The organism is Hyphobacterium indicum, from assembly GCF_003129605.1.
Lineage (GTDB): Bacteria > Pseudomonadota > Alphaproteobacteria > Caulobacterales > Maricaulaceae > Hyphobacterium > Hyphobacterium indicum.
Map to the genome: position 1 here is coordinate 793,312 of NZ_QBDX01000004.1, position 22,906 is coordinate 816,217.

Consider the following 22,906-nt stretch of genomic DNA (forward strand, 5'->3'; position numbering starts at 1 on the left):
ATGAGCTTTTCGCGCAGAGACGCATTGCTGGCTGGCGCAACAGGCCTCGTCGCGGCTCCCTTGGTTACGGCATCGGCGTCAGCGCAGACACGTACCAGCTACGCCCATTCCACCTCTGTCGATCACGGCACACGATACCGCCCCGGACGCCCGGGCGAGGACTATCGCCCGGTCATTACCCCTGATGGCGCGACACTGGATTATCGCATCGTCGACGGTGTGAAGGTCTTTCACCTCATCGCGGAGGAGGTGGAGCATGAATTTGCACCGGGCCTCACCGCACGTACCTGGGGGTATAATGGCCGCACCCACGGTCCCACCATCGAATGTGTCGAAGGCGACCGCGTCCGCATCTATGTCACCAACCGGCTGATCGCGCCGACGACCGTACACTGGCATGGCGTCATCCTGCCATCAGGCATGGACGGGGTCGGCGGCCTCTCCCAGCGCGCCATCCATCCGGGCGAAACCTTTGTCTATGAATGGACCTTCCGCCAGCACGGCACCTTCATGTACCATTCCCATCATGACGAAATGACCCAGATGGCGATGGGTCTGATGGGCATGATTGTCGTCCATCCGCGCCGCCCGCGCGGACCGCTTCCGGACCGCGATTACGCCATCATGCTCTCGACCTGGAAGCTGGAGCCGGGCGCGCGCCGTCCCGATCCCAACGAGATGACGGACTTCAACCTGTTGACCATGAATGCGCGCGTCTATCCCGGAACGACGCCGCTACTGGCCCAGCGCAACGAACGGGTCCGCATCCGCATCGGCAATCTCTCGGCCATGGATCACCACCCCATCCATCTGCACGGATACGCGTTCCGCATTACCGAGACCGATGGCGGGGAAATCCCCGCGAGCGCACAGCATCCGGACACCACCGTTCTGGTGCCGACCGGGGCCACCCGCACAATCGAATTCATTGCCGACAATCCCGGCGACTGGGCCATGCATTGTCACATGACGCATCACGTCATGAACCAGATGGGACACGGCCTGCCCAACCTGATCGGCGTCAATGCCCGGCGCATTGACCGCGCCGTTGGCCAGCTCCTGCCCAGCTATATGACGATGGGGCAGGACGGTATGGGCGAGCATGGGGCGCATATCGAGATGGGCCATATGGACGTGCCGGACAATTCCATTCCCATGGTCGGCGCGCGCGGACCCCATGATTACATCACCATGGGCGGCATGTTCACCATCCTCAAAGTCCGCGATCACCTGAACGGAGATACGGATCCGGGCTGGTATCAGGCACCTGACGGCACACAGGCCCGCGAAGCCACCGCCGCCGAATTGCAGCGTGACGGAATCAATCCGGACCGCAGAAGCTGATTTCAGGAGGCCATCATGGCCGCATCGCATCACGATCATCACGCCCATGACGGGCAGGACAGCACGACGCTCGTCTCTTCAGCCCATGCCACCCTGCACTGCCTCACCGGTTGTATCATCGGCGAAGTCGCAGGCCTCGCCATCGGTACCACTCTGGGCATCGGCGTCTTCTGGACCATCGTGCTCGCCGTTGTGCTGGCCTACATTTCCGGTTTCACACTCGCCGTCTTTCCCCTGATGAAGCGGGAGAGCCTGACATTCAGACAGGCCATGTCCGTCATCTGGCTGGGCGAAGCCATTTCCATCGGTGCAATGGAAATTGCCATGAATGGCGTTGATTATGCGGTGGGCGGCATGACGGCTGGATCGGTTCTCGCGCCGATGTTCTGGGCCGGTATTGCCGCCGCTGCACCGGCGGGCTTCCTCGCGGCCTGGCCCGTGAACTATTATCTCTTGAAACGCCAGCTGAAATGCTGCCACTAGGAGCTGTCCATGCACATCCTGTTTGCGCTTGCCCTGTTCGTATCCACCGCGGATCATGGAACAGACGGACATGATCACCATCAGGCCGGGGAAGTAACGGCCCGGTCAACGGTTGCCGCCGATGTCCGCACCGTCGATGCGGAAGCGCGCACAGCCCTGTTGCGGCATGAGGCCATGCCGGAGCTGGGCATGCCGTCCATGGTAATGGAATTTGCGCTGGCCGACACGGTGGACATCACCCTCTTCGAACCCGGAGCAGCTCTGATGATCACAGCCGTCATGGGCACTGACGGCCTGACCGTGATCGCCGCCGAACCGGAATCTTCGGAATAATGCGCCCGGTGACCCGCTGGCTGGTCCGCCTGCACAAATGGGCAGCGCTGATTATCGGCTTGCAGGTGCTCGCCTGGGTCGCAGGTGGTCTGGTGATGAGCGCCATCCCCATCGAGCGGGTGCGCGGCGAGCATAATATTGCCGAGCCGGACGCCGCGCTGGATCTGGCTGGCGTTATGGCGCCGCAGGATGCGGCAGCAAGCGCTGGCATCACGCCATCAAGCGCCGAATTGCGGCCCTGGCTGGGGCGGACCATCTATGAATTCGGCCGCGACGGCGAAGCCGCGCTGATTGTCGATGCCGTTTCCGGCGAGGTCCTGTCACCCATTGACGAAGCAGCCGCGATCGCGGCCGCACGGGCCGACTATGCCGGTGAAGCGGAGATCGGGGCGGTCACCTTCTTTGCCGAACCGACTTGGGAATCGCGGCGCGACATGCCGACCTGGCGCGTGGATTTTGCCGATGGCGAAGGCACGCGGCTCTATGTCAGCACGGCCACGGGAGAAGTGGTGGCCAGGCGCAATGATGTGTGGCGGATTTTCGATTTCTTCTGGATGCTGCACATCATGGATTACAGCGAGCGGACCGATTTCAATCATCCGCTTCTGATCCTCGCCAGCCTGTTTGCCCTCGGCATGAGCCTGTTCGGCTTTGTCCTGCTTTTCCCCTGGCTGGGACGGATGATGGCGCGGCGGCGGCTGGACTAGTCCTCGCACATCCCGCAATCGCGTTCGTGGTTATGACCAGCAGCCTGGCGGCGGCGCCAGTTTGCGACATGGGCGCCAATAAGGAAGCTGACACCGGTTACCGTCAGAACGGTTTCCATCGGCTGGGCGGCAATATGCGAGGCCCCGGTCAGCATCAGGACCAGGCCGAGCCCGGCAAAAGCCATCGTCCAGCGCCCGGCCCGCATTGTCCGCTCGCCCCAGAAAAAGGCCAGCAAGGTCACCGGCGCGGCCAGAAGAAACAGGATCAGATGCGCCCGGCCATCGACCAGTGACAGCCGCTCGGCCAGTTCCGGAGCCAGTGCCGGCGCCGCCACCGCAGCCGTCGGCAAGGCGAGGCAGTGCAGCAGGCAGATCAGCGATAGCCCGGTGCCGGACATGTCGAGAAGGGATCGGGTACGGTGGGTCATGGGCGGCGTGCTCATCCTTGTCCTGAAATGATATAATATAACATTACAGGAATTCAAAGCACTGTTTGCCGTTTCGCTGTGCAAAAAGGGCGGCCCCGCAGGACCGCCCTTTCCACGCCGGAATCCGTTCCGGGTCTAGTTGTCGCCGAAGGCGAGTTCGGAGATATGCAGCGTCGCTGGCGGTGTTCCCGCCGAAGACGAATACGTCCCCACCCAGATGTCATAGACACCCGAGTCCGGACTGGTGAACTCAATCCCCGGATTAAGGCCTTCCGCCCCGTCATCATTGCACCACCAGCTGCCGTCAGGCGCATTGACAATCAGCACGGTGTCGCTGCCGGAGGTGGCGGAGATGAACAGGTCGAACACACTGCCGGCCGTATAGTTCAGCTCGAAGTCCGGTGAGGCCGTTGTATAGCCCCAGCATCCGTCCGGGCCATTCTCGCGGACATTCACATCACCGCCCGCGGCAAGCTGGACATTGTAGGGGTCCGGCGTGAAACCGCTTTGCAGAGACACGGACCCATAATTCGAGGTCAGTGAATAATCGAGCAGATTGACGTCGGCCACCGGCGCGCCGCCGAACTCGATCTCGGAGATATGCAAGGTCGCCGCAGGTGTGCCCGCCGACGACGAATACGTTCCGACCCAGATGTCGTAGACACCCGATTGCGGGTTTTCGAACACCAGGCCCGGATTGAGGCCTTCTGCACCATCATCATTGCAATGCCAGCTGCCATCGGGGGCATTGACGATCATCACCGTATCCCGGTCGGACGTCGCCGACAGGTAGAGGTCGAATGTATTGCCCGCCGAATAGGTCAGCTCGTAATCCGGTGCCGCGGTTGTATAACCCCAGCAGCGGTCCCCGATGGACGTGGAAGACACATCAATGTCGCCGCCCGCCGCAATCTGGATATTGACCGGGTCCGGCACAAAGCCGGCTTGCAGGGACTGGCCGCCATAATTGGCTGGCAATGAGAAATCGAGCGCGGCGGATGAGCCCGGGCCTTCATAATCCTCGTAGAAATCATCCGTATCGGTGCCATCCGGCCCGAAACCCAGCTCGGAAATGTGCAGTGTTGCCGGAGGCGTGCCCGCGCTGGATGAATAGGTCCCGACCCAGATGTCATAGACGCCGGATTGCGGGTTTTCGAACATCAGGCCCGGATTGAGACCGGACGAACCGTCATCATTACACGCCCATCGGCCATCAGGGCCATTGACGATAATGACGGTATCACTGTCGGACGTGGCCGAGAGATACAGATCAAACGAATTGCCGGCCGAATAGGTCAGCTCGTAATCCGGCGCCGCAGATGCATAGCCCCAGCACATATCGCCGATCCCGGCTTCCGACACATCAATATTGCCGCCGGCCGCAATCTGGATATTGACCGGATCGGGAATGAAGCCGGTCTGCAGGGACTGGCCGCCATAATTGGCCGGTAAGGTGAAATCGAGTCCGCCGCCGCTGCCGACCGGGCGCGGGCCGAAGCCGATTTCGGAGACGAAGAGCGTTGTCGGCGGTGTACCGCCGGAACTGGAATAGGTGCCGACCCAGACATTGTAGAGCCCGGACGCCGGACGCTCGATCTGGACGCCCGGGTTGAAGGCCCCCTCGCCGCCATCATCATCGCAGATCCAGTTACCGCGCGGATCATTGACGACCAGCGTGGTATCGCTTTGCGACATGGCGGAAATGAAAAGATCAAACGAACCGGCCGTGTAATAGACATTGAAATCCGGCGCGCTGGAAATATGACCCCGGCACGCTCCGCTGCCACTCACATTGACGGGAATACTGCCCCCGGCCCGGAGTTGAACACTGTGCGGATCCGGCAGGAAGCCGGAATCCAGCGTGATGGAGCCATAGCTTGGCGGCTGGGTGATGTCTTGGGCGGCCACAGACGCGGCGGCAAGAGCCGCCACGCCGAGGGCCGGAAGGATGGATTTCATGATGGGCCTCCCCGGTCCGTTTGATTGCCGATCAGTAAGAGCGGAGCTCGGAAATCGACAGCGTCGCATTCTGGTAGGACGCGTTACCGTAAGTGCCAACATAAATGTCGTACTGTCCGGTCATCGGGCTGTTCCAGCGCAGGGACGGGTTCAGGCCCTGGCCGCCATCATCATCGCAATACCAGCGTTGATCCGGTGCGTTGATGACCAGCGTGGTGTCCGCATTCGAGCTGACCGAGATGATCAGCGGCAGCACATTCCCGGCCTGGTATTGCAGACGGAAATCAGGCGCATTGGCCACAAAACCGCGGCACGAACCGCCAATGGAACGCGAGGCATCAATGGAGCCGCCGGATTGCAGGCTGACCAGATACGGGTCCGGAGAAAAACCGGAAACCAGAGAAACGCTGCCATAGGACGGGTTGAGACGCCAGTCCTGGGCCTCGGCGGCGCCAGCCATGGCAAAGACAGCCAGAGCAGAAGCCGCGGCAGAAAGTGTGAGTTTACGAAGCATGATACTGTCCCCTGTTGATCGCCCGCCTCCGACCATCGGAGGCGGCGCGGACTGGAAAGGTCCTCCCCTTCCAGACTCGCGAGAGAGACTAGCATTAAAACCCGGTAATACGTGAACCCCAGTTGAACGGAAAAATCGTCGCACGGGCGGAAAATCCGCAAACTCCCGCCACAATTCGCGTGTGGCGGGAAATTGATGCGGCTTTCTAGCGCGGTGCGAGCACCATCGTCATCTGGCGGCCTTCGAGCTTGGGCTCGAATTCGACTTTCGCGATGTCGGCGAAGTCTTCCTTGACGCGGTTCATCACGTCCATGCCGCGATCCTGGTGGGCCATTTCACGGCCCCGGAAGCGCAGCGTCACCTTGACCTTGTCGCCGTCTTCGAAAAAGCGCGTCATGGCTCGCGTCTTGACCTCATAATCATGAGTATCAATGTTCGGACGCATCTTGATCTCTTTGATATCCTGCGTCTTCTGCTTCTTGCGGGCTTCCGCCTTCTTTTTCTGTTCGGCGTATTTCAGCTTGCCGTAATCCAGGATCTTGCAGACCGGCGGATCGGCATTCGGCGACACCTCGACGAGATCAAGCCCCGCCTCCAGTGCAGCTTCAATGGCCGCATCAGTCGGCATGATTCCCTGCTTTTCACCGTGTTCATCGATGAGCAGGACGCGGGGAACGCGAATATCTTCGTTTATGCGGGGGCCCTCTTTTTTGGGGGCGGGCGCGGCAAATGGTCGGCGAGCTATGTAACTTCTCCACTAATGGCCTGAAACAGAAAAATACCACAGACTTTGAAAAAGGCGACGGTCAAGAGACAGCCCCCTTTTCCGCACTGCAGCGGTGAGGTGTTATGAGGGTCGGGCGAAGAAAATCAAGCCGCACGCGGTGATTCCTCGAATCCGCCGGCCACGCGCATGGCCTGCAGCGCTTCCGCAGCGGTCACCTGCGCCAGCACCGGCGCGTGCAGCAGCACGACAGGCGAGGCGCCGCGCGGGGCTTTCAGCACTGGATCTTCGCCATCCGGATAGAGCGCTGCTGCCGGCGGTCCGGCCGCGACCAGCAAATGTAAAAGGTCGGTGTCCTCGCCGAAGACAAAACGCGTTCGGCGCGCCAGCCCGGCCAGCTGGACCAGCTTGGCCTTGCCCGTCACATCGCGCGAATTGGCAACCGTCTCGGCGACAAAACGCCCGACATCCCGGGCCGAAGGGCCGCCGACAATGGCCGGCGTGATACCGACCTCCAGCAGCGCCGCGGCCAGCGAGGCCCAGCGCTCGCGCGGCCAGCGCAGATTGGCTTTCACCTCTTCACCGGCGGGGGCCAGCAGGGCAAAGGGCCCGTTCAGGCCGAAATATTCCGGTTCCAGCATGCGCGAAGTGCGGGCGAGATAATCGACCCAGGACACATCCGGCGCCGGCGCTTCTCCGAGCCGGTAGTCCTCGCGGCCCAGCCCGGACCGGCCCAGCGCCGCGGCGGCCGCTTCCACGGGATGGACGCCAGCCATTTCGCGCGGCGCGGCATCGATCCATTTGACGCCCGAAAACCGCAACCCGCCCTTGATCCGGCGCGCATCGGCATCGCCCACCAGGTCATAGACATATTTGGGCTTCGTCACCTTGATGCGCTTGGCCGTCAGCTTTCCGGCCGGGCCGGTGGCCGCCGCATCGGTTTCGATCTGGCTGAAATAGGGGCAGTGTTTGAGCAGCGCTTCATAGTCGGGCGCGGTGAGCAGGATCAGCCGCGCGCGCGGATGCGCCTCGCGGATCCGCTGACAGGAGGCCAGTCCGCGCACCGTCGACGGCAGATCGCCCCACAGGAGGACGTAGATAATGTCTTTGACCGCGTCGTTCATGCACTCACTCTAGAAGCTCGCCATAGACCCGCAAGGTGGAAGTCTGCAGCGAAGTGACCGTAAAACGGTTCATAACCCGTTGCCGGCCCGCCTCACCCATGGCCTGACGCGCGGCGATATCAAGCTCCATCGCCGCTTGCAATGTTTTTGCGAGCGCGGCCGCATCGCCGGGCGGCGTCCGCCAGCCGGTGACCCCGTCCTCCACAACTTCGCGCGCACCGCCATGATCAGCGACAATGACCGGCAGTCCGGCCGCACTGGCCTCTGCCGCCGTCCGCCCGAAGGCTTCCGGATCGGTCGACGGATTCAGTGCCACATCCGCAGCCGCAAAGGCGGCCGGCATGTCCTCGCAATGCCCCACGATCCAGACGTCTGTCTCCAGCCCGTGGCGGCCGATCAGCAATTCGATTTCCTCCCGGTAGGCGGTGCGGCCCTGATCGCCGCCGACCAGAACCAGCACCGGTAGGTCCTGCCCGCCGGCTTTCAGATGCCCCAGCGCCCGGATGGCCACCAGCTGGCCTTTCCAGCGGGTCAGCCGGGCCGGCAACAGGGCAATGAAGCGCGCGTCCGGCAGCGCCCATTCCGATACCAGATCCCGGCTCCGCCGCCTGACCGCATCATTTATTGCAAACCGCTCCACATCCACGCCACGCGGGATGACGGTGATGTCACGGGCGGCCAGCCCGTGCTCGGAAACAATATGATCCCGGATAAATTCCGAATTCGCGATTACCCGGTCCCCGCGTGCCATTACCGAATTGTAGAAACGCTTCAGGCCGGATCGGGCATTATAGGTGCCGTGATAGGTGGTCACGAATTTCACACCCGCCGCCCGCGCCGCCCACAGCGCACTCCAGGCCGGTGCGCGCGAACGGGCATGGACAATATCTATACCGCGCTCCCGGATCAGCTTCTTCAGGCGGCCGGCATTGGCAAGCATCGTCACCGGATTCTTTGTCGCCAGGGGCAAGCGGATCAGCTCGCCACCCGCGGCCGCCAGCTCGGCCTCCATCGTGCCGCCCTCGCTGGCCACCAGCGCGCCATGACCGGCGCGGACCAGGGCCTGTGCGATCTCGATCGTGGTGCGTTCCGCCCCGCCGGTGTCCAGACCGGGAATGACCTGCAGCACTTTCATCGGATCGGCTTCTCCTGTGACAGGTCTTGACCCGCATATAGGGTTTGCGGGAAAGGTCGACATTCTTGTTTCACAGGACTTGGATCATGACAAATTCGCCGGTCATCCGGTATCTTGACCGCCCGGACGGGGAACAGATCGCCTATGTCCGGCGCGGCGCGCAGCCCGGCAAGGCCAACTTTCTCTGGCTCGGCGGGTTCAAGTCGGACATGAACGGCACGAAAGCCCTCGCGCTGGACGCCTGGGCGGCAGCGACGGGCCGCGGCTTTCTGCGCTTTGACTATTTCGGGCACGGCCAGTCATCCGGTGATTTCGAGGACGGCACGATCAGCCGCTGGCGCGAGGATGCGCTCGCCGTCATCGACGAATTGGCCACCGGCCCGCAAATCCTCGTCGGATCCTCCATGGGCGGCTGGATCAGCCTGCTCGCCGCCCGCGAGCGCGCCAGCCGGCTGGCCGGCCTGCTGCTCATCGCCCCGGCACCGGATTTCACCTCGGAACTGATGTGGCCGGGATTTTCCGACTCCGTCCGCGAGACGATTCTCAGCACGGGGCGCTATGAAGAGCCTTCGCCCTATGATGATGAAACCTTCATCGTGACGCGGAAACTGATCGAGGACGGCCGGAACTGGTCCGTGCTCGGCGCGCCCCTCCGGTTTGATGGCCCGGTGCACATCCTGCAAGGCCTGCTGGATGAGAGCGTGCCCTGGGAGCATGCCCGCAAATGCATGGACGTGCTGACCAGCGAAGACTGCGTCTTCACCCTGATCAAGTCAGGCGATCACCGCCTGTCATCCGGTCCGGAACTGGCCCGGCTGGTCGCCACGGCCGAGGCGCTGGCCGCCCGGGTCGAGTCGGAGTGAAGCGCGGCAAGGCCCTCCCGGTAGGTGGGGTATTGCAGCGTCCAGCCCAGCTGTGTGCGGGTTTTCTCACTCGAGACACGGCGCGAGGACGAAAAGAAGCTGCGCATCATCGCACTCATCTCAGCGGTGTCGAACGCCTCCTCTGGTGGCGGATCCACGCCAAGCAATCCGGCTGCGTGAGCGATGACATCGGCTTGCGGCGCGGGTTCGTCATCTGAGAGATTGAAGGGGCCGGCCGGCTCGGGGCGCGCGATCGAGGCCATCAGCGCGGCCGCGATATCGTCGACATGGATGCGCGAGAACACCTGCCCCGGCTTGACGATGCGCCGCGCCGTCCCGTCCTTCAGCCGGTCCAGAGCGCTTCGGCCCGGCCCATAAATACCGGCCAGCCGGAATATGCGTGTCCGGGCAGAAAACACCTGCCAGCCCTGCTCCGCCGCCAGCCGCCGCTGCGAGCGCGCTTCATCGGGACGGGGTAGTGTGTCCTCATCGACCCACCCCCCGGCCGCATCGCCATAAACTCCGGTCGTGGAGAGATATCCCAGCCATTCCAGCTTCGGAAGGGCAGGACAAGGCATCAGCATATCGAGGACCGGATCACCGCCCTCTCCCGGCGGGACCGACACCAGAATATGGCTCGCCTCGCGCATCGCGGTGCGCAGGGCCACCGCGTCCGGATTGATAAGCGGCGTGATCCCCCGCTCTGTCATTTCGCCGGCCTTTACCGGCGACCGCGTGGTCCCGGACAGGGCAAAACCCCGGGCCCGCAGGAGCGGTGCCGTGGCTTTTGCGACATAGCCGTAACCCAATAACAAGGCTGAGCGGGTGTGTGTCATGGACGCCAATCTAGCCCCCGCCTATGCTGGGTCCACTGAGCATTGGGGAGTCCCGGACATGAAGCGTCTTGTTTTTGCAGCTGCGGTCAGCGCGGCCGCCACCTCCATGGCCTTCGCGCAGGCCCGTGATCATGACCGGTATGAAGCCTGTCTCACCGGCATAGAAGTCAATGCCGATGCGGCTTATGAGGAAGCTTTGGCATGGCGCTATGAAGGTGGCGGCTGGCCCGCCCGCCATTGCGTGGCCCGCGCGCTGATTGCGCTGGGCGAGGAAGAGGAAGGCGCTTTCCGCCTGCAGGCGCTGGCCGAAGCCCCGGATGGCGGCCCGACGGCGATGAAAGTCGTCTATCTGGCCGAGGCCGGTGAAGCCTGGATGAGCGCCGGACATCCCGAAGAAGCGCGCCGCGTCTATGCCCGGGCCCTGGATTTCTCTCCGCAATCCGCGCCGCTCTGGCTGGGGCGTGCCCGCGCGGCTGCCGGAATGGGTGACTGGGCAGCGGTCGAAGCCGATGCCGCACAGGCGATCTCGTTTGAACCGCGGAGTTTTGACGCCTGGCGCACCCGCGCCGAAGCCCGTTACGAGCTGGGGGATCTGAATGCCGCGGAAGCGGATATGCAGCGCGCACTGGATCTGGCCACGACAGATGAAGAGGCCGTGGCCGCGCTGTTGATCCGCGGTCACATCAACGAGGCCCGCCGCACGGGCGGTTAGCCCTTCGCCTGATGCCGGCCCGCCTGATCCGCAGCACCCCGCAACTGTCCGACCTGATCCCAAGATAGCCTGTAAGGCGCCGACGGCATGTCCAGCGGCGCGCCGATCGCCGGTCCGGCAAAGAAGTTGAGACCGTGCGCCGCGGCTTCCCGCACCACCGCTCTGGACTGGCAATTGGCCAGGTACAGTGCGCGGTTGCGGCGCCGCGCATCCAGCACATGCCGTTCGATTTCCGGCCGGTGCTGATAGAGCGTGTCCTGTCTATTCAGCAGCTGAAGCCCGACCACATCGATTTTTGCCCCGGCAAACCGCTCGAAAGAGGGCGGCCGCAGCGGCAATTCCATGATCACCTGCCCGCAATATTGTGCAGTAATCCGGGTCAGTTCGGAAATCTGGTAGGCCGGCGCATCAACGGGTGTGCCATCAATGCGGATCAGGACCTGCCGCTTGAAATGGTCCGGAATGGCCGCCAGTTCCTGCATCAGCGGCACGCGCGTACGGGCCATGGCCAGTACGGAATAGCTGATCGAAAGCCCGATGGCGGACTTCAGTCCGCGTTCATCAAGGGCGTGCAGGGACTCGATGGCGCGCCGCACGATATGCACATTCAGGGTCAGGCGGTCCTGTGGACTGGCGCTCCCGTTCAGGACCTCCTGACCATAGATCAGGCCGTCATCGCGTGTCTTGCGGTAGGGCACACAGAAAAATGTGCCAACGGCCTCGGCTGTGGCCGACCAGACCGGCAGAAAGGCGATCATGACTTTCGGGACCTGCCCCCGCAGAACCGGTTGTGGCGTGGCGGCATGGGCGTCCTGGAATTCATCTTCGGGATGGGCCGTCGCCGCCGTCGGCAGAATCTCTGCCCGGGCCTGCTGGATTTTCCGCGCGAACTCATTCGCCGAAACCCGCGAGGCTTCCATGCGCAGGCCGAGATGCGCAAATTCCTCCGAGCCAAGGAAAAACGCCCGCACCCGTGCTGCAATTTCATCGCAGACCTTTCGGACATCGGCCTGATCAAGCTCGGCAAATATGACGATGAAGCCGGCATTGCAACGGATCACCAGATCCGCCGGACTTGTGTGTTTTGCAATGATGGAATCCGCGGCGATGAAAATCCGTTCGCGCCAATGGCCCCAATTCTCGCCGCAGACGGCCCGGACTTCATCCAGATTGATGAATTCCATCTGCCCGATATCCAGAGCGTCGGACTGGGTCAGAAGCGTCCGGACTTTATCCGAGAGTCCGGCAGAAGACTGAGAAGACATGATAATGACCGGCCAACATACCGGAGCAGCTTATATCCTGCGATCCCCGCGCTACCCGAACCGGGCGGGCGCGGACGCGGAACTTGCTTTATATCAAGACACCCGGCATCAGCGTCAACATGACAGAATCATGACGGTTAGCGATTCGATTCCAAATCGTTGAATTTACTGCTGCTAAAAACCCAGCATTAAGCTGGGTTATTCGCCTTCCTCCGCCGCCTCTGCTTCCGCCTGCGCCTGCTCGATCCATGCCATGGTGCGGTCTTCCAGATAACCCAGCGGCACGGCCCCTTCCGACAGCAATTCGTCATGGAAATCGCGGATGTCGAAAGCCTCGCCGAGGCGCGCCTCGGCGCGGGCCCGCAAATCCCGCATCAGCAATTCACCGGTCTTGTAGGCCAGCGCCTGTCCCGGCCAGGAAATATAGCGCGAGACTTCAGTGCGGATATTGTGCGGAGCGAGAGCGGAGTTCTCGAGGAAGCAGGCCTCGGCCTGGTCCCGTGTCCAGCCCATATAGTGGATACCGGTATCGACCACGAGCCGGCAGGCGCGCCACATCTCGTAAGTGAGCCGGCCAAACTGGTCATAGGGCGTTGAATACATGCCCATTTCTTCCGCGAGAAACTCGGTATAGAGCCCCCAGCCTTCACCAAAGGCGGTGATATAGGTATTGCGCCGGAATTCCGGCACATTTTCCAGCTCCTGCGCCAGCGCGATCTGGTGATGGTGGCCCGGCACGGCCTCATGTACGGTCAGCGCCGGCAGATTGTAGAGCGGCCGCTGCGACAGGTTATAGGTGTTGACCATATATCCGCCGGCCACGCCATTCTCCAGCGATCCCGGCCAGTAGCGCCCCGTCGTATAGGTCGGCGCCATCGAGGCCGGCACGGGCCGGACGCCATAGGGCAGGCGCGGCATGCGGCCGAAAAAGCGCGGCATGGCATCATCCGCCCGCTTGGCAATCCAGGCGGCCACCATCAGCAACTCTTCCTCGCTCTCGGCATAGAATTGCGGATCGGTCCGCATGAAATTCAGGAATTCCGCGAATGTGCCGTCAAATTCCACTTCCTCGATGATGGCTTCCATCTCCGAGCGGATCCGGGCAACTTCGGCCAGACCCCGCTGATGCACTTCCTCCGGGCTGGTATCCAGCGTGGTGTGATAGCGCACCAGCGCCTGGTATTGCTCGCGCCCGCCCGGAACCGAGGAAATGCCCAGATCTTCGCGCGCCGCCGGCACATATTCCTCGTCCATGAAGGTGAGAAGATCGCGATAGGCGGGCAGGACATGATCTTCCACAGCCGCCACGGCCTCCGCGCGCAACCGGTCGCGTTCGGCTTGCGGCACGCCGCGCGGCAGAGCATCGATCGGTGCCACCATGCCGGTGTCCTCGACACTCATCGCCGCAATCGCCGCAATCTGGTCACGCACCCCGCCAATGATATTGGCCGGCTGGGTATGGCCGTCCTCTATGCCCTGGCGCATCCAGTAGATGTTCTCGTCCAGATAACGCGGCAGGTCTTCCAGCCGCGCAATCCAGTTCTCCGCCTCCTCAACATTCGAGGGCCGGGTCGAGGACGCAACGTAAAGCGGGGTCGAGAAAAAGCCGCTATCATTGGAAAACGGCGCGCGCTGCATGTCATATTGCGCCAGCTCGACACGGAAGCGCAGGAGATAGTCCAGCGTGGCGAAATTGACGATCTGCGCGGCTGGCAGATTGTCTTCCTCGATCGCCTCCAGCCGCTCAAGGAACACCACATCAGCGGCGCGATCCTCGGCAAAGCGTTCCGGCGAGAGATCGTCCCAGCGCCCGGCCGCATCCGGATTCTCGTCCGGATCATCGCGGTTTTCATGCGCTTCGAAGTCGGCAATCAGCGCCTCGAAATCCTCGGCATCATCGGCAAGGGCCGGAGCCGTAAAAAGAAGTCCTGAAACCAGAATGGCGCGCAGCATGTCTCTCTCCCCGAGTGTTCGCCGGAGAGACTAGACCAGATTCTTCAGATGTCAGCCCTGAGGGTCAGGACGTCCTAGCCGCGCTTGAGGTCTTCCGGACGCAGGCCGAGTCGCTTGATGACCTGCTTGTCGACGAATTTTTCCGGCAGAAGGCGCGGCATGGTCCAGTTTTCAAACCGCTGCGGCACTTCAGCATAGCGGTTTTTCGGATTGGCCGCCGTCAGGCAGTGATGCACGCGTGTCCCGATCTGGCGGGGCGGAAGACCTTTCGGACCACGATCCAGCATCCAGTGAAACACCCGCTCCATGGATTTGATGTAATCGGTGTGGCGGTATTTATCGAGCTCGCTGGTATCATCCGCCTTGTCCCAGATCGGCGTGGCGACCGCGCCCGGTCCGATGATGTGCACGCCGATGCCATAGAGCGCCAACTCCTTGCGCAGGGATTTCGACAGGCCTTCCAGCGCGTGTTTGGACGCCGCATAGGGGCCGACAAAGGGCATGCCCATTTTCCCGGCGACGGACGACATGGTGACCACCCGGCCCGGCTTGCCGGTCAGGGATTTGTCCGCGCCCAGAAGCGGCCCGAAAGCCTGCACCGTGCGCACCACACCCAGCACATTGATGTCGAGCTGTTGTTCAAACTCCTCGACCGGAATGTGCAGGATCGGCCCGGTCACCGCGACACCGGCGTTGCAGACCAGGCCCTGTAGCGTCTTTCCGCCCAGCGCCTCACGCACTTTTTCCCCGGCGGCGTTCAGGGAGTCCGAATCCGTCACTTCCATCTTCAGCGGCGTGACACTGTCGCCGAATTCCTGGCTCAGCCGCGCGGCATCCTCATCCTTGCGCACTCCGGCAAAGACGTGCCAGCCCTTCTCGATCAGCACTTGCGTTGTGGCATGACCGATGCCGGTCGAGGCACCGGTGACAACGGCGGCAGGTTTGGTGAGGGTCATGATGTGAGCTCCCCGGCTGGTTTTCTTTACCTCTATACGCTCAACATGGGCGCAAGGATTGCTTTTGACCAATCTGGCAGACAGGTTAGCGTCAATTCAAAGCTTTGGGAGGGGCCCGTCATGATGATTCGCACACTCACACTCGCTGTCAGTCTGACATTCACCGGCACCGCGATGGCGCAGGAGCGTCAGGCGCTGGTCGGCGGCACCTTGCTGGACGGCAATGGCGGCCCGCCCGTCTACAACTCGGTCATTCTGGTCGAGGATGACCGCATCACCGCCGTCGGCAATCAGGACTCGCTGGCCGTGCCGGAGGGCTATGAGATCATCTCCACCGAAGGCATGACCGTCCTGCCCGGCCTGTGGGAGATGCACGCCCATTTGATGCTGACCGGCCATGCCGATTACTCGCACTGGCACCCCACCTATGCCGATCGCATGGAAGACGAGATCATGCCGGCCTCGGCGGTTCAGCTCCTGCTGGCGGGGGTCACCACGGCGCGCGATCTCGGCGCACCGCTGGATATCAGCCTGTCGATCCGCGACCGCATCAATTCCGGCGAACTGCCCGGCCCGCGCCTCTTTGTCTCCGGGCCCTTCCTGCAGAACGAACCCTATCCCGGCACGGAAAATTACCGCTGGGGCATTTCCTCGGTTCGTGAAGCCCGCGCACGTGTCCGCGAACTCGCCGAGGCGGGCGTGGATGTCATCAAGCTGGTCGATCAGGACGAGATCGGACTGGAAATCGTCCGTGCTCTAGTAGACGAGGCCCACGCCCACGGCCTGCGCGTGGTGGGCCACTCCCACCGCGCCGATGAAATCCTTGTCGGGCTGGACGTCGGCGTCGACAATTTCGAACATACCGGCCTGACCACCGCGCCGGAATATCCGCCCGAAGTGATCGAGGCCCTGCGCCGCCGCACCTCGCAAGGCCGGGTCCGGGGCGGGCCGCTGTTCTGGACGCCGACCATTGAGGGGCTGTGGAATTACGAGCGCACGCGCGACAATCCCGAACGTCTGGACAATACCTGCTGGCATCGCGGCCTGCAGCCCGACACGATTGCCGACATTGCCGCCTCTCTGGAACATGTTGACCAGCTGGAATACATGCAGCTCACACCCCTGCGCCGCCCCACACTGCGCCGCAAGTTCGAGCAATTGCGCGAAGCCGGCGTGGTCATGCTGGTGGGCACGGATTCGGGCATCCCGACGAAATTCCACTGCCAGTCCACCTGGAACGAGATTGATGTCTGGACCCGCGAGCTGGACGTGCCGGTGATGGATGTCATCCGCTCGGCCACCTACTGGCCGTCCGTCCTGATGGGCGTGCAGGATGAATGGGGCCGCATCCAGGAAGGCCATTATGCCGACATCATCGCCGTGGATGGCGATCTTCTCACCTATCCCGCCCTCCTGCAGAGCGTCGATTTCGTGATGAAGGGCGGCGTGGTTTACGTCGAGGACGGCAATGTCATCGAGGAGCGCCTGCCGGAGAGCTTGCGGGTTGAATAAGGCATGACAGAGACCGGCTGGATCATTGTCTGGGATTTCCGGGATGCCTTTCCGTGGTATCTGGCGATTGGTCCGGCCGGACTTTTGACAGGGTTATTCTTCTTTGGCTGGTTCTTTGGTTCCTATATGAATTTCGTCAGGAGATTCATCGGAAAAACCGTCGTTAGGATTTTCAGAATTATCGGACTTCCCTTTTTGGTAGTTACCCTGACAGGCGGTCTGATTGTGGTGACCGTTAATTTGATAAGCTATCTCAATCTTCGTTCCGCGGTTGCCGATGAACATTTCCGAACCGTCGATGGAATCGCCGTTATGACGGTTATCAACGATGAGCCCAAGACTATCAGGCTTTCCATTGATGGCCGGAATTTCGAATATACTGAAAACCGGGTTGATGCCCGATTTACTGGTCGCTTCACGGATGGTTCTGAAATTGAAAGTGGGATGGAGCTTCGTGTGTCTTTCGTGCGGGATCGAATTATTCGGATAGAGCGCCGGGAACAGCCCGAAGCCGACACTCCGCGTTGACCCTGACCCGGCGCGGCTTATTGTCTGCGCCGAACAGGGCTTTGTCTGATCAGGGATATCTCAATGGCCAGCGGAAATACCGACACCCGGCCGCTTTCGCCGCACCTGCAGGTGTGGCGCTGGCATCCGACCATGCTGTCATCCATCCTCCACCGGGTGTCCGGCATCGGCAATTATCTCGGTGCCATCGCCCTCACCGTCTGGCTGGTCCTGCTGGCAACAGGGGCCGAGGGGGCCGTCGAAATCCTGACCACCGGATCGCTCGCCTGGCTGACCCGCATCGGCCTCATCCTCCTGACCTGGTCGGCCAGCTATCACTTTCTCAACGGCCTCCGTCATCTGATCTGGGATGCCGGTAAGGGGTTCGACCCGAAAGGCTCGAACCAGCGCTCGGTGATCATCATCGCCCTGTCCATTGTCCTGCCGGCGGTGATCTGGTTCTTCGCCCTCACCGGAGGCGCCTCATGAAGTCGATGATGACCCCGGCCAAGCGCACCAACCGCCTCGGCTCGGCCAAGTCCGGCACCCATCATTTCATCGCCCAGCGCGTCAGCGCCGTGGCGCTGGCCATCGCCCTGCCGCTCTTCGTTCTGGCGCTGGCCTTTTCCGGCGCGCCGGATCCGGATGCCGCGCGCGGCTTCTTCGGCTCCGCCTGGGGCGCCCTGCTGACGCTGATCACCCTGACCGCGGCGCTTTATCACATGCGGCTGGGTTTGCAGGTCGTGGTCGAGGACTACATCCACGGGGCAGGGCTGAAATTCACCCTGCTGATCGGCAATACGCTGATCGCTTACGGGCTGTGGCTGGCGGGCGTTTACGCGCTTTTCCGCCTCGCCCTGGCCGCCTGATACGGGAAGAAGAGAAACAACATGTCCGACTATACGTGGATTGATCACACCTATGACGTTGTTGTGGTCGGCGCCGGCGGCGCCGGGCTCCGCGCCGCTCTGGGCGCGGCGCAATCCGGGCTGAAAACCGCCTGCATCTCGAAAGTCTTCCCGACCCGCTCCCACACGGTCGCAGCGCAGGGCGGCATTTCCGCCAGCCTTGGCAATATGGGCGAGGATGACTGGCGCTGGCACATGTATGACACCGTCAAGGGGTCGGACTGGCTGGGCGATCAGGACGCCATCGAATATCTCTGCCGCAATGCGCCCGCCGCCGTATACGAGCTGGAACACTGGGGCGTGCCCTTCTCGCGCACCGAGGACGGCAAGATCTATCAGCGCGCCTTTGGCGGCATGACCCGCAATTATGGCGAAGGCTCGGTACAGCGCACCTGCGCCGCCGCCGACCGCACCGGCCATGCCATCCTGCACACGCTCTACGGCCAGTGCGTCAAGGAAGAGACCGAATTCTTCATCGAGTATTTCGCCCTCGACCTGATCATGGACGAGGATGGCGTCTGCCGCGGCATCACCGCCTGGAAGCTGGACGATGGCACTTTGCACCGTTTCCGCGCCAAATCCGTGATTCTGGCCACCGGCGGCTATGGCCGCGCCTATTTCTCCTGCACCTCGGCGCATACCTGCACCGGCGATGGCAATGCCATGGTGCTGCGCGCCGGCCTGCCCCTGCAGGACATGGAATTTGTCCAGTTTCACCCGACCGGCATTTACGGCGCCGGCGTGCTCATCACCGAAGGCGTGCGCGGCGAAGGCGGCTATCTGACCAATTCAGAGGGCGAGCGCTTCATGGAACGCTATGCGCCCTCCGCCAAGGATCTGGCCAGCCGCGATGTCGTCTCGCGCTCGATGACCATCGAGATCCGCGAGGGCCGCGGCGTCGGGCCGAAGAAAGACCACATCTATCTCCATCTCGATCACCTCGATCCGGAGATCATCCACAAGCGCCTGCCCGGCATTTCCGAAAGCGCGCGCGTCTTCTCCGGCGTTGATGTGACCCGCGACCCGATCCCGGTCCTGCCGACCGTCCACTACAATATGGGCGGCATCCCGACCAATTATCATGGCGAGGTTCTGACCCTGAATGGCAAGGGCGAGGAAATCACCGTGCCGGGCCTGATGGCCGTCGGTGAAGCCGCTTGCGTCTCGGTCCACGGCGCCAACCGCCTCGGCTCCAACTCGCTGATCGATCTGGTGGTGTTTGGCCGCGCCGCCGGCCTGCGCGTCGGCGAAACCGTGAATGCCGCCGCCAGCCAGCCGGATCTGCCGAAAGGCGCAGGCGACAATTCCCTCGCCCGCCTCGACAAATACCGCAATGCCAAGGGCAAGACGCCCACCGCAAAACTGCGTGACCAGATGCAGGCCGCGATGCAGGAAAACTGTGCCGTCTTCCGCACCGGCGAGGTGATGAATGAGGGCGTCGAGCGCATCAAGCAGGTCTATGCCGGCCTGCCCGATATCGCTGTCTCCGACCGCAGCCTGATCTGGAACACCGATCTCATGGAAACGCTGGAGCTGGACAATCTCGTCGCCCAGGCCGCCGTCACCGTGAATGGCGCGGTCGCGCGCGAGGAAAGCCGCGGCGCCCATGCCCGCGAGGATTTCCCGGATCGCGATGACAAGGACTGGATGAAGCACACCCTCGCCTGGATTGACGAAACCGGCAATGTCCGCCTCGACTATCGCGGCGTCCACAATTTCACCATGTCGAACGACATAGCGTACATTGAGCCCAAAGCGCGGGTTTATTAAGAGGACACGGAAATGGTTGAGCTCGCCCTGCCACGCGGATCAAAGCCCAAAAAGGGCAAGACATGGGACAAGCCGGAAGGCGCGAAGAACACCCGCACCTTCAAGGTCTACCGCTATGATCCGGAAGCCGGCGGCAATCCCAGCTGGGACACCTATACCGTTGATCTCGACGATTGCGGCCCGATGGTGCTCGACGCCCTGTTGTGGATCAAGAACAATGTCGATTCCTCGCTCGCCTTCCGCCGCTCCTGCCGGGAGGGCGTGTGCGGCTCCTGCGCCATGAATATCGGCGGCCGCAACACCATTGCCTGCACCAAGGGTATGGACGAGTTCAGGGGCGACATCACCATCGCGCCCCTGCCGCACCAGCCGGTGGTGAAGGACCTCATCCCCGATCTCACCGACTTCTATGCCCAGCAGGCCTTCGTGCAGCCCTATCTGCAGACCAAGACGCCGGCGCCGGAAAAGGAATGGCGGCAATCCGAAGAGGACCGCACCAAGGTCGACGGGCTGTATGAATGCATCATGTGCGCCTGCTGCTCCACGGCCTGCCCGTCCTATTGGTGGAATGGCGACAAATATCTTGGCCCGGCCGCCCTGCTCCACGCCTATCGCTGGATTGCCGACAGCCGCGACGAGATGACCGGCGAGCGCCTGGATGATCTGGAAGATCCGTTCAAACTCTATCGCTGCCACACCATCATGAATTGCGCCCAGGTCTGCCCCAAGGGCCTCAATCCGGCCGAGGCCATTGGCAAGATCAAGCAATTGATGGTCGAGCGCGAAAGCTGAGACCGGCCAGGTGACCTTCGGACCCGCCGGCCTGCTCGCGGCCATTGGCGCGGTCCTTTTCCTGGCCATGGCCTTCCTGACCGCCCGCCATGGCGGGCTGCGCCAGCGCCTGTTTGCTGCCTTCCTCTCCGCCGCCAGCCTCAGCCTCGTCAATTTCGTCATTGTCGATAGCGGCCTCGCAATGATGCAGCCGCGGCTGATCTTCATCGGCAACACGCTGGGCCTCGCCGCCGCGCCGCTGCTCTACCTGTTTGCCCATGCCATGGCGTCCGAGGGCTTCCGGCTGTCACCGCAGCACGTTCGCCATTTCGTACCGCTGGCGGTCATCTCGGCAATCGTGATCTGGCAATACCATGCACGGCCCGAAGCCGATCAGATCGCCATCCTCACCGGCGCGGCATCGGGCAGCTGGCTGAACAGCCCGGTTTTCGTGCTGGCCATCTTCGCCTACCCGCTGGCCTATCTGACCGCGACCGCGCTGCTGGTGCGGCGCTATGAACAGGCCTCCCGCGCCACCCGGTCTTCCAGCGACGGAAGGGAAATGCGTTGGCTGCTGGTCTCGATCGCCGGGCTGGCAGCCGGCGCCGGGCTCAGCATTGCGCACTACGTCTTTACCAACCTCTATCCGGTAGCCTGGCTGGCCCTCGCGCTTGCCCTTATCCTGGGCGCCGGCGGGCTTGTGCTCGGACTCTATTTCCTGGTTTCCGCCTTCCGTAGCCTGCAGGCCGCCGCGCCACTGCCTGCGGGCGAACTGGAAGCCGCGAAATACGGCGAACACCGGATCGATGAGGCACAGCTCACGGATTTTGCCGAAACGGTCAACGCCTACATGGCAGCAGCCAGACCGCATCTCGATCCGGCGCTCACCCTCGAGGCGCTGGCGCGTCCATTGCCGCTCACATCGCGGGAATTGTCACAGACCCTCAACCGCCACTTCGGCCAGTCCTTCTATGAATTCATCGCCCGCTGGCGGGTGGCGGACGCCAAGGCCCGTCTTCTGGACCGGCCCGGCGACACCATCACGCAAGTCATGCTCGACAGCGGATTCTCGTCGAAATCGTCTTTCATAACGGCCTTCCGCCGCGAGACCGGGCTGACGCCGTCACAATGGCGGGCCAATCGCGCCGGTTCGAATACGCGTCCGCGAACGCCCGGCACCTGAAACCGTGTCATTGCCGCCTCATCGGAGGACATGACAATGCTGAATATCAATGAGGGAATCGTACGCGCTGATCGGCCACGCGCGCGGCATCCAATCGGGCTGACCGGCTTTTTTGTCCTGGCATTCGGCCTGTCCTGGACGGGCGCCGCCGCCGTGGCGCTCTCGGCCCATGCCGAAACCGGCGCCGGCTGGGCACAGGCCGGCTGGATCGCCGCCCTCGCCCCCCTGGAACTGTTGATGCTGTTCGGACCGCTGATCGCCGCTGCCATTACGCTGGCCTGGAATGACCGGCCCGCCGGCATCTGGACCTTCCTCAAGCGCGCTTTCCGCCTGAGTGTTGGCCTGCGCTGGTGGGCGCTGGTGTTGATCCTTCCGGCCGCGGTCATGGCGCTCGTCTGGCCGGTCAGCGGCTTCGCAGGCGGTTCGGCTCCCCCGCCCGACATCCTCTCGGTGGTACTGCCCGCAGCGGGCCAGTTGCTGGTTTTTTATCTCCTGTTCAACACCGAGGAGATCGCCTGGCGCGGCTACGCCCTGCCGCAATTGCAGTCCCGGCTGGCGCCCCTGCCGGCGAACGCGCTGCTGACGGGGATCTGGCTGGTCTTTCACCTGCCCCTGTTCGCCATGCCGGGCGGTCATCCGGCTGGATACGGCGTCGGCGTCTTCATCGCCATGGTGATCCCGATCGGATTCATCATGGGCGCCGTCTTCAATCGCACGGCGGGCAGCGTCTTGCTGGTTCACCTGCTGCATCAGGGGTTCAACGCCTGGGGCGAGGCCTGGCGGATCTTCCCGGTATTCTCCGGCGAGACAACGCAGATGTGGTCGATGGTGGCCCTGCTGTGGGTGCCGGGCGTGGTCGCGATGATCTGGCTAGGCCTGAAGGGAAAAGCGCCGGAATCCGGCTGATCCGTGCCGATTC

At 62.6% G+C, this 22,906-nt stretch carries 24 protein-coding genes; 14 read left to right on the forward strand and 10 right to left on the reverse strand.

The features are described from left to right. Genes DBR16_RS11720 through DBR16_RS11735 form a run of 4 tightly spaced genes read left to right on the forward strand, consistent with a single transcriptional unit; the run spans nucleotide 1 to nucleotide 2,867 of the window. A complete protein-coding gene (locus DBR16_RS11720) occupies nucleotides 1-1,344 on the forward strand; it encodes a multicopper oxidase family protein (protein WP_109261424.1) in 1,344 nt (447 codons plus the stop codon). A gap of 15 nt (nucleotides 1,345-1,359) precedes the next feature. Further along, a complete protein-coding gene (locus DBR16_RS11725; RefSeq protein WP_109261425.1) occupies nucleotides 1,360-1,827 on the forward strand; it encodes a DUF4396 domain-containing protein in 468 nt (155 codons plus the stop codon). 9 nt (nucleotides 1,828-1,836) lie between these two features. After that, a complete protein-coding gene (locus DBR16_RS11730) occupies nucleotides 1,837-2,160 on the forward strand; it encodes a copper-binding protein (RefSeq protein WP_109261426.1) in 324 nt (107 codons plus the stop codon). After that, nucleotides 2,160-2,867, forward strand: a complete 708-nt coding sequence (locus DBR16_RS11735) for a PepSY domain-containing protein (protein WP_109261427.1) — start codon at nucleotides 2,160-2,162, stop codon at nucleotides 2,865-2,867. The genes DBR16_RS11730 and DBR16_RS11735 overlap by 1 nt, the downstream gene beginning before the upstream one ends. On the opposite strand, the gene DBR16_RS11740 is transcribed toward DBR16_RS11735, so the two are convergent. The 6 genes from DBR16_RS11740 to DBR16_RS11770 all read right to left on the reverse strand — a co-directional run bounded on the left by DBR16_RS11740 (nucleotide 2,864) and on the right by DBR16_RS11770 (nucleotide 8,751). After that, a complete protein-coding gene (locus DBR16_RS11740; RefSeq protein ID WP_161539499.1) occupies nucleotides 2,864-3,295 on the reverse strand; it encodes a MerC domain-containing protein in 432 nt (143 codons plus the stop codon). The genes DBR16_RS11735 and DBR16_RS11740 overlap by 4 nt on opposite strands. Before the next feature lie 135 nt (nucleotides 3,296-3,430). After that, complete coding sequence (locus DBR16_RS14060) at nucleotides 3,431-5,254, reverse strand: hypothetical protein (protein WP_199288389.1); 1,824 nt, start codon at nucleotides 5,252-5,254, stop codon at nucleotides 3,431-3,433. Between the two features lie 31 nt (nucleotides 5,255-5,285). Continuing rightward, a complete protein-coding gene (locus tag DBR16_RS11755; protein WP_109261429.1) occupies nucleotides 5,286-5,768 on the reverse strand; it encodes a peptidase S1 in 483 nt (160 codons plus the stop codon). A gap of 205 nt (nucleotides 5,769-5,973) precedes the next feature. Next, nucleotides 5,974-6,513 carry a translation initiation factor IF-3 gene (gene infC, locus DBR16_RS11760; protein WP_109261430.1) on the reverse strand — a complete coding sequence of 180 codons (540 nt, stop codon included), beginning with the start codon at nucleotides 6,511-6,513 and terminating at the stop codon, nucleotides 5,974-5,976. Nucleotides 6,514-6,638: 125 nt separating this feature from the next. Then, nucleotides 6,639-7,616 (reverse strand): glycosyltransferase family 9 protein, encoded by a 978-nt coding sequence (locus DBR16_RS11765; RefSeq protein ID WP_109261431.1) that lies wholly within the window; start codon nucleotides 7,614-7,616, stop codon nucleotides 6,639-6,641. Nucleotides 7,617-7,620: 4 nt separating this feature from the next. Next, nucleotides 7,621-8,751 (reverse strand): glycosyltransferase family 4 protein, encoded by a 1,131-nt coding sequence (locus DBR16_RS11770; protein WP_109261432.1) that lies wholly within the window; start codon nucleotides 8,749-8,751, stop codon nucleotides 7,621-7,623. A gap of 86 nt (nucleotides 8,752-8,837) precedes the next feature. Between DBR16_RS11770 and DBR16_RS11775 the strand changes: the two genes are divergently transcribed. Then, the gene (locus DBR16_RS11775; RefSeq protein ID WP_109261433.1) at nucleotides 8,838-9,614 is read left to right on the forward strand and encodes an alpha/beta hydrolase; all 777 of its coding nucleotides are present in this window, start codon (nucleotides 8,838-8,840) and stop codon (nucleotides 9,612-9,614) included. Here DBR16_RS11775 and DBR16_RS11780 read toward each other — a convergent pair. Next, the gene (locus tag DBR16_RS11780; RefSeq protein WP_233347792.1) at nucleotides 9,533-10,450 is read right to left on the reverse strand and encodes an SDR family oxidoreductase; all 918 of its coding nucleotides are present in this window, start codon (nucleotides 10,448-10,450) and stop codon (nucleotides 9,533-9,535) included. The two genes, DBR16_RS11775 and DBR16_RS11780, sit on opposite strands and share 82 nt — an antisense overlap. A gap of 58 nt (nucleotides 10,451-10,508) precedes the next feature. On the opposite strand from DBR16_RS11780, the gene DBR16_RS11785 reads away from it, so the two are divergent. Continuing rightward, nucleotides 10,509-11,162, forward strand: a complete 654-nt coding sequence (locus DBR16_RS11785; RefSeq protein ID WP_161539500.1) for a tetratricopeptide repeat protein — start codon at nucleotides 10,509-10,511, stop codon at nucleotides 11,160-11,162. On the opposite strand, the gene DBR16_RS11790 is transcribed toward DBR16_RS11785, so the two are convergent. The 3 genes from DBR16_RS11790 to DBR16_RS11800 all read right to left on the reverse strand — a co-directional run bounded on the left by DBR16_RS11790 (nucleotide 11,159) and on the right by DBR16_RS11800 (nucleotide 15,336). Beyond that, on the reverse strand, nucleotides 11,159-12,427 hold the full coding sequence (locus DBR16_RS11790) for a hypothetical protein (RefSeq protein WP_109261435.1): 1,269 nt from the start codon (nucleotides 12,425-12,427) through the stop codon (nucleotides 11,159-11,161). The genes DBR16_RS11785 and DBR16_RS11790 overlap by 4 nt on opposite strands. A 198-nt stretch (nucleotides 12,428-12,625) precedes the next feature. Beyond that, nucleotides 12,626-14,380 carry a DUF885 domain-containing protein gene (locus tag DBR16_RS11795; protein WP_109261436.1) on the reverse strand — a complete coding sequence of 585 codons (1,755 nt, stop codon included), beginning with the start codon at nucleotides 14,378-14,380 and terminating at the stop codon, nucleotides 12,626-12,628. A 74-nt stretch (nucleotides 14,381-14,454) separates the two neighbouring features. Then, nucleotides 14,455-15,336 (reverse strand): SDR family NAD(P)-dependent oxidoreductase, encoded by an 882-nt coding sequence (locus DBR16_RS11800; protein WP_109261437.1) that lies wholly within the window; start codon nucleotides 15,334-15,336, stop codon nucleotides 14,455-14,457. 120 nt (nucleotides 15,337-15,456) lie between these two features. Between DBR16_RS11800 and DBR16_RS11805 the strand changes: the two genes are divergently transcribed. The 8 genes from DBR16_RS11805 (at nucleotide 15,457) to DBR16_RS11840 (ending at nucleotide 22,893) form a co-directional block, all read left to right on the forward strand. Then, nucleotides 15,457-16,848, forward strand: coding sequence for an amidohydrolase family protein (locus tag DBR16_RS11805; protein WP_233347794.1), 1,392 nt, complete (start codon nucleotides 15,457-15,459; stop codon nucleotides 16,846-16,848). Between the two features lie 3 nt (nucleotides 16,849-16,851). Further along, complete coding sequence (locus tag DBR16_RS11810) at nucleotides 16,852-17,376, forward strand: hypothetical protein (RefSeq protein ID WP_109261438.1); 525 nt, start codon at nucleotides 16,852-16,854, stop codon at nucleotides 17,374-17,376. Nucleotides 17,377-17,439: 63 nt separating this feature from the next. Continuing rightward, entirely contained in the window at nucleotides 17,440-17,844 is a 405-nt protein-coding gene (sdhC, locus tag DBR16_RS11815; protein ID WP_109261439.1) for a succinate dehydrogenase, cytochrome b556 subunit, read from the forward strand. Then, on the forward strand, nucleotides 17,841-18,224 hold the full coding sequence (gene sdhD / locus DBR16_RS11820; RefSeq protein WP_109261440.1) for a succinate dehydrogenase, hydrophobic membrane anchor protein: 384 nt from the start codon (nucleotides 17,841-17,843) through the stop codon (nucleotides 18,222-18,224). The genes sdhC and sdhD overlap by 4 nt, the downstream gene beginning before the upstream one ends. A 21-nt stretch (nucleotides 18,225-18,245) precedes the next feature. Further along, nucleotides 18,246-20,033, forward strand: a complete 1,788-nt coding sequence (sdhA, locus tag DBR16_RS11825) for a succinate dehydrogenase flavoprotein subunit (RefSeq protein WP_109261441.1) — start codon at nucleotides 18,246-18,248, stop codon at nucleotides 20,031-20,033. A gap of 12 nt (nucleotides 20,034-20,045) precedes the next feature. Further along, nucleotides 20,046-20,825 carry a succinate dehydrogenase iron-sulfur subunit gene (locus DBR16_RS11830; RefSeq protein ID WP_109261442.1) on the forward strand — a complete coding sequence of 260 codons (780 nt, stop codon included), beginning with the start codon at nucleotides 20,046-20,048 and terminating at the stop codon, nucleotides 20,823-20,825. A gap of 10 nt (nucleotides 20,826-20,835) precedes the next feature. Further along, entirely contained in the window at nucleotides 20,836-21,987 is a 1,152-nt protein-coding gene (locus tag DBR16_RS11835; RefSeq protein ID WP_109261443.1) for an AraC family transcriptional regulator, read from the forward strand. A 36-nt stretch (nucleotides 21,988-22,023) separates the two neighbouring features. Next, a complete protein-coding gene (locus DBR16_RS11840) occupies nucleotides 22,024-22,893 on the forward strand; it encodes a CPBP family intramembrane glutamic endopeptidase (RefSeq protein ID WP_161539501.1) in 870 nt (289 codons plus the stop codon). Nucleotides 22,894-22,906: the final 13 nt, after the last annotated feature.

Excerpts from the sequence above, each read along its gene's own strand:
- DBR16_RS11720 (WP_109261424.1), top strand. The coding sequence starts at position 1 with ATGAGCTTTTCGCGCAGAGACGCATTGCTGGCTGGCGCAACAGGCCTC.
- DBR16_RS11725 (WP_109261425.1), top strand. The coding sequence starts at position 1,360 with ATGGCCGCATCGCATCACGATCATCACGCCCATGACGGGCAGGACAGC.
- DBR16_RS11730 (WP_109261426.1), top strand. The coding sequence starts at position 1,837 with ATGCACATCCTGTTTGCGCTTGCCCTGTTCGTATCCACCGCGGATCAT.
- DBR16_RS11735 (WP_109261427.1), top strand. The coding sequence starts at position 2,160 with ATGCGCCCGGTGACCCGCTGGCTGGTCCGCCTGCACAAATGGGCAGCG.
- DBR16_RS11740 (WP_161539499.1), bottom strand. The coding sequence starts at position 3,295 with ATGACCCACCGTACCCGATCCCTTCTCGACATGTCCGGCACCGGGCTA.
- DBR16_RS14060 (WP_199288389.1), bottom strand. The coding sequence starts at position 5,254 with ATGAAATCCATCCTTCCGGCCCTCGGCGTGGCGGCTCTTGCCGCCGCG.
- DBR16_RS11755 (WP_109261429.1), bottom strand. The coding sequence starts at position 5,768 with ATGCTTCGTAAACTCACACTTTCTGCCGCGGCTTCTGCTCTGGCTGTC.
- DBR16_RS11765 (WP_109261431.1), bottom strand. The coding sequence starts at position 7,616 with ATGAACGACGCGGTCAAAGACATTATCTACGTCCTCCTGTGGGGCGAT.
- DBR16_RS11770 (WP_109261432.1), bottom strand. The coding sequence starts at position 8,751 with ATGAAAGTGCTGCAGGTCATTCCCGGTCTGGACACCGGCGGGGCGGAA.
- DBR16_RS11775 (WP_109261433.1), top strand. The coding sequence starts at position 8,838 with ATGACAAATTCGCCGGTCATCCGGTATCTTGACCGCCCGGACGGGGAA.
- DBR16_RS11780 (WP_233347792.1), bottom strand. The coding sequence starts at position 10,450 with ATGACACACACCCGCTCAGCCTTGTTATTGGGTTACGGCTATGTCGCA.
- DBR16_RS11785 (WP_161539500.1), top strand. The coding sequence starts at position 10,509 with ATGAAGCGTCTTGTTTTTGCAGCTGCGGTCAGCGCGGCCGCCACCTCC.
- DBR16_RS11790 (WP_109261435.1), bottom strand. The coding sequence starts at position 12,427 with ATGTCTTCTCAGTCTTCTGCCGGACTCTCGGATAAAGTCCGGACGCTT.
- DBR16_RS11795 (WP_109261436.1), bottom strand. The coding sequence starts at position 14,380 with ATGCTGCGCGCCATTCTGGTTTCAGGACTTCTTTTTACGGCTCCGGCC.
- DBR16_RS11800 (WP_109261437.1), bottom strand. The coding sequence starts at position 15,336 with ATGACCCTCACCAAACCTGCCGCCGTTGTCACCGGTGCCTCGACCGGC.
- DBR16_RS11805 (WP_233347794.1), top strand. The coding sequence starts at position 15,457 with ATGATGATTCGCACACTCACACTCGCTGTCAGTCTGACATTCACCGGC.
- DBR16_RS11810 (WP_109261438.1), top strand. The coding sequence starts at position 16,852 with ATGACAGAGACCGGCTGGATCATTGTCTGGGATTTCCGGGATGCCTTT.
- sdhC (WP_109261439.1), top strand. The coding sequence starts at position 17,440 with ATGGCCAGCGGAAATACCGACACCCGGCCGCTTTCGCCGCACCTGCAG.
- sdhD (WP_109261440.1), top strand. The coding sequence starts at position 17,841 with ATGAAGTCGATGATGACCCCGGCCAAGCGCACCAACCGCCTCGGCTCG.
- sdhA (WP_109261441.1), top strand. The coding sequence starts at position 18,246 with ATGTCCGACTATACGTGGATTGATCACACCTATGACGTTGTTGTGGTC.
- DBR16_RS11830 (WP_109261442.1), top strand. The coding sequence starts at position 20,046 with ATGGTTGAGCTCGCCCTGCCACGCGGATCAAAGCCCAAAAAGGGCAAG.
- DBR16_RS11840 (WP_161539501.1), top strand. The coding sequence starts at position 22,024 with ATGCTGAATATCAATGAGGGAATCGTACGCGCTGATCGGCCACGCGCG.